Annotated in this window: 14 protein-coding genes and 1 pseudogene; 11 read left to right on the plus strand and 4 right to left on the minus strand. The window is 65.9% G+C overall.

Going from position 1 to position 10483, the window contains the following annotated elements:
- Window positions 1-67 precede the first annotated feature (67 nt).
- The 10 genes and pseudogenes from F787_RS0112875 to F787_RS15780 all read left to right on the plus strand — a co-directional run bounded on the left by F787_RS0112875 (window position 68) and on the right by F787_RS15780 (window position 7375).
- Window positions 68-1348 (plus strand): nucleotide sugar dehydrogenase, encoded by a 1281-nt coding sequence (locus F787_RS0112875; protein WP_028492449.1) that lies wholly within the window; start codon window positions 68-70, stop codon window positions 1346-1348.
- 118 nt (window positions 1349-1466) lie between these two features.
- Window positions 1467-2579: pseudogene (locus F787_RS15775) on the plus strand (glycosyltransferase family 4 protein); the annotation flags it as partial.
- Window positions 2576-3226, plus strand: a complete 651-nt coding sequence (locus F787_RS0112885; protein WP_028492450.1) for a sugar transferase — start codon at window positions 2576-2578, stop codon at window positions 3224-3226. The pseudogene F787_RS15775 and the gene F787_RS0112885, both read left to right, overlap by 4 nt.
- Window positions 3227-3246: 20 nt before the next feature.
- Window positions 3247-4050 carry an aldolase/citrate lyase family protein gene (locus F787_RS0112890; protein WP_028492451.1) on the plus strand — a complete coding sequence of 268 codons (804 nt, stop codon included), beginning with the start codon at window positions 3247-3249 and terminating at the stop codon, window positions 4048-4050.
- Window positions 4047-5015 carry a D-2-hydroxyacid dehydrogenase gene (locus tag F787_RS0112895; protein WP_028492452.1) on the plus strand — a complete coding sequence of 323 codons (969 nt, stop codon included), beginning with the start codon at window positions 4047-4049 and terminating at the stop codon, window positions 5013-5015. The genes F787_RS0112890 and F787_RS0112895 overlap by 4 nt, the downstream gene beginning before the upstream one ends.
- Window positions 5016-5142: 127 nt before the next feature.
- Entirely contained in the window at window positions 5143-5403 is a 261-nt protein-coding gene (locus F787_RS0112900) for a type II toxin-antitoxin system Phd/YefM family antitoxin (RefSeq protein WP_028492453.1), read from the plus strand.
- On the plus strand, window positions 5387-5773 hold the full coding sequence (locus F787_RS0112905; RefSeq protein WP_028492454.1) for a type II toxin-antitoxin system VapC family toxin: 387 nt from the start codon (window positions 5387-5389) through the stop codon (window positions 5771-5773). The genes F787_RS0112900 and F787_RS0112905 overlap by 17 nt, the downstream gene beginning before the upstream one ends.
- 165 nt (window positions 5774-5938) lie before the next feature.
- Window positions 5939-6172, plus strand: coding sequence for a hypothetical protein (locus F787_RS16860; protein WP_155989620.1), 234 nt, complete (start codon window positions 5939-5941; stop codon window positions 6170-6172).
- Window positions 6141-6665, plus strand: a complete 525-nt coding sequence (locus tag F787_RS0112910) for a DUF2335 domain-containing protein (RefSeq protein ID WP_028492455.1) — start codon at window positions 6141-6143, stop codon at window positions 6663-6665. Before F787_RS16860 ends, F787_RS0112910 begins: the two co-directional genes overlap by 32 nt.
- Window positions 6666-6853: 188 nt before the next feature.
- Window positions 6854-7375 carry an AlpA family transcriptional regulator gene (locus F787_RS15780; protein WP_081694139.1) on the plus strand — a complete coding sequence of 174 codons (522 nt, stop codon included), beginning with the start codon at window positions 6854-6856 and terminating at the stop codon, window positions 7373-7375.
- A gap of 210 nt (window positions 7376-7585) precedes the next feature.
- On the opposite strand, the gene F787_RS0112920 is transcribed toward F787_RS15780, so the two are convergent.
- From F787_RS0112920 to F787_RS0112935, 4 genes are all read right to left on the minus strand, one after another.
- Window positions 7586-7900 carry a CcdB family protein gene (locus F787_RS0112920; RefSeq protein ID WP_028492456.1) on the minus strand — a complete coding sequence of 105 codons (315 nt, stop codon included), beginning with the start codon at window positions 7898-7900 and terminating at the stop codon, window positions 7586-7588.
- Window positions 7900-8148, minus strand: coding sequence for a type II toxin-antitoxin system CcdA family antitoxin (locus F787_RS0112925; protein ID WP_028492457.1), 249 nt, complete (start codon window positions 8146-8148; stop codon window positions 7900-7902). Before F787_RS0112925 ends, F787_RS0112920 begins: the two co-directional genes overlap by 1 nt.
- A 205-nt stretch (window positions 8149-8353) precedes the next feature.
- Window positions 8354-8638 (minus strand): NadS family protein, encoded by a 285-nt coding sequence (nadS, locus tag F787_RS0112930; protein WP_018947778.1) that lies wholly within the window; start codon window positions 8636-8638, stop codon window positions 8354-8356.
- Window positions 8638-8922: a type II toxin-antitoxin system RelE/ParE family toxin gene (locus tag F787_RS0112935; RefSeq protein WP_051246162.1), complete on the minus strand. Its 285-nt coding sequence runs from the start codon at window positions 8920-8922 to the stop codon at window positions 8638-8640. Before F787_RS0112935 ends, nadS begins: the two co-directional genes overlap by 1 nt.
- Window positions 8923-9032: 110 nt before the next feature.
- Between F787_RS0112935 and serS the strand changes: the two genes are divergently transcribed.
- Window positions 9033-10322: a serine--tRNA ligase gene (gene serS, locus F787_RS0112940; RefSeq protein WP_028492459.1), complete on the plus strand. Its 1290-nt coding sequence runs from the start codon at window positions 9033-9035 to the stop codon at window positions 10320-10322.
- Window positions 10323-10483 lie beyond the last annotated feature (161 nt).

Genomic DNA, 10483 nt, shown 5'->3' on the forward strand with positions numbered 1-10483 from the left:
GAAGTAGTTTCGCCTGCGAGCAGGCTCCTACGGCGCATGGGGTGGATTCAGAGGCTAAGGAATGGATATGAAGGACTTTGAGGATGTACGCATCGGAGTGATCGGCCTGGGCTACGTGGGCCTGCCGCTGGCGGCGGAGTTCGGGCGGGTGCTGCCCACGCTGGGGTTCGATATCGACGCGCAGCGGGTGGCGGAGCTGAACCGGGGGCATGACCGCACGCGGGAGGTGGGGCCGGAGGAGCTGGCGGCGGCCGCGCAGCTGGAGATGACGGCGGACCCGGCGGCGCTGGCGGGCTGCAATGTGTTCATCGTGACGGTGCCCACGCCGATTGATGCGCACCGGCGGCCGGACCTGGGGCCGCTGCTGGCAGCCAGCCGCACGGTGGGGCGGGCGCTGAAGGATGGCGACGTGGTGATCTTTGAGTCCACGGTGTATCCGGGGGCCACCGAGGAGGACTGCGCGCCGGTGCTGGCGGCGGAATCCGGCCTGGTGCTGAACGAGGGTTTCTTCCTGGGCTATAGCCCCGAGCGGGTGAACCCGGGGGACAAGGCGCACCGTATTCCGGACATCGTAAAGGTGACCTCGGGCTCTACGCCGGAGGTGGCGCGGTTTGTGGACGAGCTGTACGCGCGCATCATCCGCGCGGGCACGCACCGGGCGCCGAGCATCCGCGTGGCCGAGGCGGCCAAGGTGATCGAGAACACTCAGCGGGACGTGAACATTGCGCTGGTGAACGAGCTGTCGCTGCTGTTCGATCGGCTGGAGCTGGATACCGAGGCGGTGTTGGCGGCGGCGGGCACCAAGTGGAACTTCCTGCCGTTCCGGCCGGGGCTGGTGGGCGGGCACTGCATCGGGGTGGACCCGTACTACCTGACGCACAAGGCCCAGGCAGTGGGCCACCATCCGGAGATGATCCTGGCCGGGCGGCGCGTGAACGACGGCATGGGCGGGCATATTGCGGACCGCCTGGTGAAGGCGATGATCCGCAAGGGCTTCCCGGTAGTGGGCTCGCGCATCCTGGTGATGGGGCTGGCGTTCAAGGAGAACTGCCCGGATGTTCGCAACACCCGGGTGGTAGACATCATCGCGGACCTGCAGGGCTACAACGCACAGGTGGATGTGTGGGACCCGTGGGTGGATACCGCCGAGGCGCGCGAGGAATACGCCCTGGAGCTGCTGGAAGGCGAACCGGAGGCCGGCGCGTACGATGCGATGGTGCTGACCGTGCCGCACCGCGAGTTCGTGGCGCTGGCCGGCGAAGGCGTGCGCCGCCTGGGGCGCGAGAATGCCGTGGTGTTCGACGTGAAGTCGGCCCTGCCGGCCGAAGCGGCGGACCTCCGCCTGTAGGAGCGCGCTCGCGCGCGAAACTACGCTAAAGCTATAGCATGTATTGGGGGTGTCAGGAGGCGCCACTGACCTATAGGTTTCAGCGTATATCTGCCCGGATTATGGGCTTGGGGGAGATTTGGACCTTTTGATTGTTGCAGGGAATGCGCGCTCTTTGATTGCCAACCGGGGGGCTCTGATCCGCGAGGTGACATCAGGGGGGCTTACGGTTGGAGCCGCGGTGCCGGAGAAGGACTACCTGCCGGAAGTGGAGGAGCTCGGGATCGAGATTCACAAGTTTCCGATGGCGCGTACCAGCTTGAATCCGTTCGCGGACCTGAGGACCGTGCGGGCCTTGCGTCGCATTATGCGGGCGACGCAGCCCGAAGCGGTGTTCGGGTACACGGTCAAGCCGGTCGTTTATGGTGCTCTGGCGGCTCGCCTGGCGGGGGTGAAGCGGTTTTACGCGATGATTACGGGGCTGGGCCATGCCTTCACCACCTTCTCGCCGAAGACTCGGGTGATCCGGGCGATCAGTACGCGGCTGTACAGGTACGGGGTTGCTCGCTCTTCCCGCGTGTTTTTCCAGAATCCCGATGACCGCGAAGAATTTATTCAGCGCCGGATTCTTCGGGACCCGGAGAGGGCGGTTCTGGTGAACGGCTCCGGGGTGGATACCGAGCGGTTCGCGCCGCACGAGCTGCCGGAAGGGCCGCCCGTGTTCCTGTTCATCGGGCGTTTGTTGACCGAGAAGGGCGTGGCGGAATTCGTGGAGGCCGCACGTCACGTACACGCCCGGTGGCCGGGAGCGCGATTCGTGGCCGTGGGCCCGCACGATCCGGACCTGCCTCATGCGGTAGACGCCGCCGAGGTCGAGCGATGGAAGGCCGAGGGGGTGGTGGAATTCGTGGGCGGTGTGAAGGATGTTCGTGGGTGGCTGGCGGCATCGTCGGTGTTTGTCTTGCCTTCCTACCGTGAGGGGACCCCGCGTTCGGTCCTGGAGGCGATGAGCATCGGCCGCCCGATCATTACTACGGACGCGCCGGGCTGCCGGGAAACCGTGGAACACGGCAGGAACGGTTTCCTCGTGCCCCCGCGGGACTCCTCGTCCCTGGCGCGTGAGATGGAAGAGTTCCTGGAAAAGCCCGACCTGATCGGCCGTATGGGAGCCGCCTCACGCGAATTGGCGGAGGATAAGTATGATGTCCGTAAGGTAAATCAGAAGATACTGCGGGCCATGGAGCTGGTATGAGCGATGCTCTGAAGCGCCTGTTTGACCTGCTGTCCAGTGGTCTGGCGCTGGTGCTGCTGTCGCCGTTGCTGCTGGGGATTGCAATGGCCATCAAGCTGGACACGAGGGGGCCCGTGCTGTTCCGGCAGCAGCGGATCGGGCGGGGTCAGAAGCCTTTTCGGGTGCTGAAATTCCGGACGATGGTGGACCGGGATCCCGATGCGATCGACCAGCACAGCGAACAGGTGGTGAGCGAGGGTGAGGATCCGCGGATCACGCGGGTGGGGCGTTTCTTGCGGGCCACCAGTCTGGATGAGCTGCCGCAATTGTGGAACATCTTTCGTGGCGACATGAGCGTGGTGGGGCCCCGGCCGGTGTTGCCGGAACAGGTGGAGGTGGTGCCGCGCCAGTTCATGATTCGATTCGAAGTGCGGCCGGGCCTGACGGGGCTGGCACAGGTTCGCGGTCGGCGGACCCTGGGTTGGCTGCAGCAGCTGGAGGCGGATGCCCAGTACATCCTGCGGCGCGGGGTTGTGTACGACCTGTGGCTGATTCTGCGCACGGTCTACGTGGTTGCAACCGGTCGCGGGGTGTATGGCACGCCGGGGCAGAACTGGCGGGCCTACCGCGATTCCTTGCAGCAGGACGGAGATCGGGACGATCGATAAGGGGAGATGCGTTGCGTTTTATGCTGATCACCGGTGATCCGGAAACCGCGCGTGCGGCGGAGCGTTCCGGGGTGGACCGGGTATTTGTGGACATGGAAAGCCGCGGGAAGCAGGAGCGTCAGGGGCATCTGAACGCGCATCGGGCCAACCATACGCTGGAAGACGTGGAACGGGTGGCCGGGAGTGTCGACCGGGCGGAGGTGATGGTCCGCGTGAACCCGCCCGGACCGGAGACTGCACATGAGGTGGAGGCGGCGATCGAGGCGGGGGCGCAGCGGCTGATGCTGCCGATGTTCGTGTCTGCTGGCGAGGTCGACGATTTTCTGCGGCAGGTGGATGGTCGCGTTCCGGTCACGCTCCTTGTGGAGACGCCTGCCGCACTGGCCAGGTTGCCGCTATATGTGGGGCAGCTTGGCGCGCGGGATCAGGTGCATATTGGCCTCAACGATCTCACCCTGGCGGCCGGCCTCGATTTCCTGTTCGAGCCCCTGGCGGGGGGCATGCTGGAGGAACCGGCGCGGATGTGCCGTGAGGCTGGCGTGCCGTTCGGGTTTGGCGGGGTTGGCCGTATCGGGAATGGCGATGTGCCGGCGGAGTGGATACTCGCTGAGCACGTGCGCCTGGGGTCGGACTGGGTGATTCTTTCGCGGAGCTTTCGTGGTACCGGGGGACCCGGAGAGGAGCGGGCGGACCCGGAACGGCTGCGCGAGGAGCTGCTGCGTTTGCGCGAGTGTGAGAGCGCCTTGCGCTGCGAGGGAGCCGATTTCTTCGAGCGCAATCGCGCCCGTCTGCGCGAGCGGGTGTTTGCACTGGCGGACGCATGAACATCCGGCGGGTTCTGCTGCTGCAGAAGGCCGACGTGCTGCAGGATCAGGCGGATACGGTGCAGCATCATCTGGAACGGTCACTGCCCGAGGCGGAGATCGTAATGGCCGGTCGGCCGGACGAGGTTCCGCGGGGAGCGAACTTTGATGCGGTGATTACCCCCACGCTGCCGTGGCTTGTGCAGGCGCTGGATCGGCTGGGTGGTTACCGGTGGATCCACTTTCTCTCGGCGGGGGTAGAGAAGATCTGGGACATGCCTTTCGACAAGGAAGGAGTGGTCCTGACCCGCAGCAGCGGGGTCCACGGCGCGCCGATGAGCGAATACGCGCTGGGAGCGATGCTGCACTTCGCCAAGGGCTTCGACCGTTTTGTGGAACAGTCCCGGGAACATCGCTGGGAGCGCGCCTGGCTGGACGAGCTGACCGGCCGCACGGTGATGATCCTGGGGATGGGCCATATCGGGGAAATGGTGGCCCGCCGCGCCCGTGCCTTCGATATGCGGATCATCGGGGTGCAGCGTCGGCCCCGCGCATCGGAGGCCGCGGAGCGGGTGATCTCGCTCGAAGAGGCCGACGCATGGCTCGGGGAGGTGGATTATCTGGTGGTCTGCCTGCCGTTCACGGGTGCAACCCGTCATCTCGTTGATGCTGCTTTCCTCGCCCGGCTGCCGGCCCACGCGGTGCTCATCGACATCTCGCGGGGCGGCGTGGTGGATGACGGTGCCGTGGTCGCGGCCCTGGATGCCGGGCGGCTGCGCGGCGCCGCGCTGGATGTGTTCGAGGAGCAGCCGCTGCCCCCGGAGTCGCCCCTGTGGGCGCGACCGGACGTGCTGCTGACGCCCCATGTCTCGGGGACCTCGCCGCACTACATGGAACGGGCCCTCGAAGTCTTCGCCCGCAATGCCCGCGCCCTGCAGGCGGGGGAGCCACCGGTCACGCCGGTCGACCCCGAAGCCGGCTATTGATCCGGCTTCGGGGGCGCGGCCGAGGCGGCTCCTACAGGGCGCTGGGTTGCGGCCGCCCTTGTGGTGGTGCCCCTCCGGATGGGTTAGTCTGGTCATGTTGACTTGGCCATATCCAGCGAGGCGCTGCATGAACGAAACCGTCAATATCCACGAGGCCAAGACGCATCTCTCTCGCCTGCTGGAAAAGGTGAGCCGGGGGGAGCCGGTCGTGATTGCGCGGGCTGGCAAGCCCGTCGCGCGGATTGTCCGTGTTGATGCGCCAAGCCCCGGGTCGAGCCGGCGTATCGGGTTTCTGAAGGGCCAGCTGGAGGTGCCGGACGACTTCGACCACATGGGAGAGGATGAGATTGTGGCCGCGTTCGAGGGCGATGATGCATCTGCTTCTTGATACGCACATTCTGCTCTGGGCGGCGGCGGACTCGCCCCGGTTGCCGGCGGCTGCGCGCGAGCTGATCCTGGATCCCGAGAATCAGCTGGCTTTCAGTGCTGCGAGTCTGTGGGAGGTCGCGATCAAGCGGGGACTGGGTCGCAGGGATTTCGTGGTGGAGCCTGCGGTACTGCGGCGGGAGTTGCGCGAACACGGCTATAGCGAATTGCCCATCGATGGCACGCATGCCCTGGGTGTGGCGCACCTTCCGGATATCCACAAGGATCCGTTCGATCGAATCCTGATCGCGCAGGCAGAGGCGGAGGGTTATCTACTGCTCACCAGCGATGCCCGTATTGGCCGGTACCCGGGGCCCATTCGCGTGGTATGACCGCGGGGGGGCAGGGCTTCGTTCGCGGGCAGGGCCGCTCCGTGTGTCGTCGCAGACGGGCTCGCGGAAGCCGGACGACCTCCCGGGCCGTGAATTTGTGCGTGCTGTTGTGGTGAGCCAAGATAGACGCAGGTATCGGCGGGGCTAAACACGGAGGCGGTGCAGGTGGAAATGAAAAAGCGAGATGCCCGTAGGGTGTGGCTTGCGGCCGGTTCGGTGATGGAAGTGTGGCCGGCGCATGACTACTCGGCCTTTATGCCTTCCGGTTCGTTGCAGCAACGAGTTGCCGGTCATTGGGGCAACGTTGGTGAACGGTTGCGTGAAGGGATCAATCGCGTGCAGACCGACCAGGGAATGGAGAAGAAAGATGAGCGAAAGGCCAACGGAGGGCCTGCCTGACAACGGGGCGGATACGCCCGATAGCCAGGGCGGCACATTGGAGGAACTGGTGGACCGGCTGGAGGCCGGTGCCCTGTCGTTGGACGAGCAGCGTCGGCTTGCGGGGTTTCTTGCCGCCGAACCTCCGGAGCTGGTGATGGCGGCGACGCGCCACGAGTCGTACAGCGGGCCGTTGCCGCACCCCGATCTTCTGAATCGTTTCGACGATGTCACACGCCGCGCAATCGTGCAGATGGCCGTGGATGAGCAGGCGCATGCTCATCGGATGCGGGAACGCGGTCTGGAAGGCGCCATTGCAAAGGACCGTCGGGGACAGCGCTACGGTCTGGTGATTGCGGTGGCGGGTTTGGCGGCGGCGGTTGCGATTGCGCCTTTCAGTGCCGTTGCGGCCGGCATCATCGGTACCCTCGACCTGTTCGGGATGGTGGCACTGTTCGTGGCCCCGCGAATCCTGGAACGAATGCGCTCGAATGATGCACCTTCGGCTGAATAGGCCGGGCCTAGTGTGTAAGGACACCCATGGGACGGAGAAAACACCCCAACAAGGATGTGGAAGCCGCGCTGGCTTATGCCGAGGCTCGTGGGTGGCGGGTCAATCAGGCGAGCGGGCATGCCTGGGCACATATGTATGGTCCGTGTGGTAGACGGCTGTACCGGCGCTGTCGGGGATGAGGAACCATCATGAGTCATTACGAATTTACGCTGAAATTCGCCATTCCATCCGATTGGGATCGTTCCTGGCTGGAAGCCCGGCTGTTCGAGGGTGGGTGCGATGATGCACTGATGGGAACGGGCCTGCAGGGGCGTCTGGCGCTTTCTTTTTCACGCGAGGCGGCGTCGGCGAGCGACGCGGTGACGAGTGCGATCCGCGATGTGCGGAACGCCGTACCGGCAGCGGTGCTCGTGGAAGTGACGCCGGATTTCGTGGGGGTGTCCGACGTGGCCGACCTGTTCGGCTTTTCCCGGCAGAACATGCGCAAGCTGGTGCAGACCCACCGGGACAGTTTCCCGTTGCCTTTGCACGAGGGCCGGTCGGCGCTCTGGCATCTGGCGGATGTGCTGGAGTGGTTCGCCCGGGAAGCCCCGGGTAGTCGGGCCCGGTGCGGTTCGCGGCCGAGGCCGCTCCTGCAGCCCGATCCGGTGCCTGGTTCGGGCCGATCGGCCAGGGGGCTGGCCTCCTACGGGGGGGGGTGTGCTGGGTGAAAAGCTCGGGGCGGTAGCCGAGGGCCTGGTGGCGGGCTTTGGCGGAGGGGTGCAGGGCGTTGGGCAATACGTCGCGCGGGCGGTCGCCGAGGTGCAGCAGGCGCAGGGTGCGGCCGGCCCAGGTGTTCCAGGGTTCGTGGATGGGGCCTGCGGGGCGCGGGGGTTCTGTGGGAGCGGGCTTGCCCGCGAAGGTCTTGCGTGGGGCCTCGCTCAGATGCCCGTAAACAGGAAGTCGCAGGCGGCCATGATGGTGTTTCGTTCGCCGTCGAGGGAGAGGACTTCTTCGCCTAACGTGGTCCGGGAGATCCCGGCAAGTTCGGCGGTGGACAATACCACCGGGTGACCTTCGATGGTGAAGGCGGGGTTGAGGATGTGGGCGGGGCGGCCAAATGCCTCCGCGTGTATCAACGGGGCGACGACCACGGTACTCAGCTCCGAGAGCAGGTCGTTCTGGAGTACCAGCAGGTACGGTGCCCAGGATGCGGTATCGGCGGATGGATTGCGGTGGACCGAGAACTGGGCCATCAGAAGCGGCGAGCGCGGTCACCGAAGCTGCCACGCTCGGCAACACGCTGGTTGTATTCGACCAGGGCCTGGCGGTTCTCGGCGATCCAGGCATCGCGGCGTGCTTCTCGCACGGCCTGACCCAGCGCTTGCTCGAAAAGGGCCGACAGGTTGATGCCCAGTTCCCGCGCTTGCGCCAGGAGATCGGAGTTGACGGTGAGGTTGGTGGCCTTGCGCGGGGCGTCGGCCTTGTACGGCGTGAGGTGCATGGCGACTCCCGGTCACTTCATGTCATGACGTAATGCGCATAGTTTATGCGCGCTCTCCATGCTGATCAATCGCGCCCGCTCTCCCCACCCGTCATTGCGAGCGCAGCGAAGCAATCTGTGGGGGCTGGCACGGCGCCCGGCTCGTCCCATCGGCCAGAGGGCGGGCCTCCTGCGGGGGGTGCGGAAATGCCTTGTGTGGGTCGGGTCAGTGCGCGGCGATTTCGTTATAGAAGTTCGGGTTATCCTGGATGGTAGCCAGAACCTTGGCGGCCAGTCCGGTAGGGTTGCGTCGTTTGGCTTCCCAGCTCTTGACGGTGTCGACGCTCGTTCCCATGGCTTTGGCGAATTCTGCTTGAGAAACGCGCAAGCGGGCGCGAATGGCCTTTACATCCGCCACCTCGTGGCGGGTGACGCGGCTGGCCGCCTTCTTGCCTTCCTTGATGTCGACTGCTTCCTGCAGTGATGTCTGGAGTTCGTCGTAGATGTTCATCAGGGGGCTTCCTCTTTTAACCGTGAGGTGAGTGCCTTCAGTGCAGCCTTTTCGGTGGCGGTGAGGTTGTCTTTCACGTTTTTCGGGTAGGCCAGGATAAGGTAGATGATCTCCGCACTTGCCAGAAAATAGATGACACGCCCGCCGCCGCGCTTTCCCTGACGGCCCAACCCGATGCGAATCTTGCGCAAGTCGCCCGTTCCCTGGATCAGGTCGCCTTTGCCGGGTTGGGCGATCAGAGTGCGCTGGAGTTCTTTCAGTTCATCATCCGAGGCGATCGCCATGATCGGCCAGGGGGCGGCCTCCACGGGGAGGGGGCGCGGTGTCGGCCTGCACGGGGCGGGGCGTTTGGCGTAAACTGCTCGGCTTCCCACTACTGGTCGACGGCGAGCCCATGCTGGATATCCGCAGTCTGCGTCAGGATCTGGACGCTACCGAGGCCGCGCTGGCGCGGCGCGGTTTTACCCTGGACCGTGAGCGGTTCGAGCGCCTGGAGGCGCGCCGCAAGGAGCTGCAGGTGCGCACGCAGGAGCTGCAGGCGGAGCGCAACACGCGGTCGAAGGCGATCGGGCAGGCGAAGGCGCGGGGCGAGGACATCGAGCCGCTGAAGGCGGAGGTCTCGCGCATGGGCGACGAGCTGAAGGGCTGCGAGGACGAGCTGGAGGGCATTCAGGCCGAGCTGCACGATCTGCTGCTGCATGTGCCCAACCTCCCGCAGGCGGGCGTGCCCGAGGGCCTGGACGAGTCCGCGAACGAAGAGGTGCGCCGCTGGGGCGAGCCGACCCGCTTTGATTTCGACTGCCGCGATCATATCCAGCTGGGCGAGCCGGGGGCGCGCCTGGACTTCGAGGGGGCGGCCCGGGTGGCGGGCGCGCGCTTTGTGGTGATGCGCGGGGAGATGGCACGGCTGCACCGCGCGCTGACGCAGTTCATGCTGGATCTGCATACCCGCGAACATGGTTACGAGGAGACCTACGTCCCGTACCTGGCCAACCCGGAGACACTGGTGGGCACGGGGCAGCTGCCCAAGTTTGACGATGACCTGTTCTCGGTGGACTGCGAGCAGAAGTTCCGGCTGATCCCCACGGCGGAGGTGCCGCTGACCAACCTGGTGCGCGAGCAGATCCTGGAGGCGGAGGAGCTGCCGCTGAAGATGGTGGCGCACACGCCCTGTTTCCGCTCGGAGGCGGGGAGCTACGGCCGCGACGTGCGCGGTCTGATCCGCCAGCACCAGTTCGAGAAGGTGGAGCTGGTGCAGGTGGTCCGGCCGGAGGAATCGGACGCGGCGCTGGAAGGCCTGCTGGGTGATGCCGAGAAGGTCCTGCAGGCGCTGGAGATCCCCTACCGGGTCATGCTGCTGTCGGCCGGCGACATGGGCTTTTCCGCCGCGCGCACCTACGACCTGGAGGTCTGGCTGCCGGGGCAGCAGGCCTACCGCGAAATCTCGTCCTGTTCGAACTTCGAGGCGTTCCAGGCGCGGCGCATGCAGGCGCGCTACCGGCCGAAGGCGGGCGAGCGCCCGGAGCTGGTGCATACGCTGAACGGCTCCGGCGTGGCGGTGGGCCGCGCGCTGGTGGCGCTGCTGGAGAATCATCAGCAAGCCGACGGCTCCGTGCGCATCCCCGAGCGCCTGCGCCCGTGGCTGGGCGGCACCGAGGTGATCGAACCGCCGACGGCCCCGTAGGAGGCCGGCCCTCCGGCCGATCGGCCCCTGCGGGCCAGCCTGGCCCCGATCGGCCAGGGGGCTGGCCTTGTATGTTTACCCCCGGCAGGCCTAGAAAGGGTCTGTCGGGGTGGAGGGACGAGGCCGGCATCTGGCCTGCGGCACAGACAGTAGGAGACTTC

It is taken from the genome of Thioalkalivibrio sp. ALE19 (assembly GCF_000428605.1).
Lineage (GTDB): Bacteria > Pseudomonadota > Gammaproteobacteria > Ectothiorhodospirales > Ectothiorhodospiraceae > Thioalkalivibrio.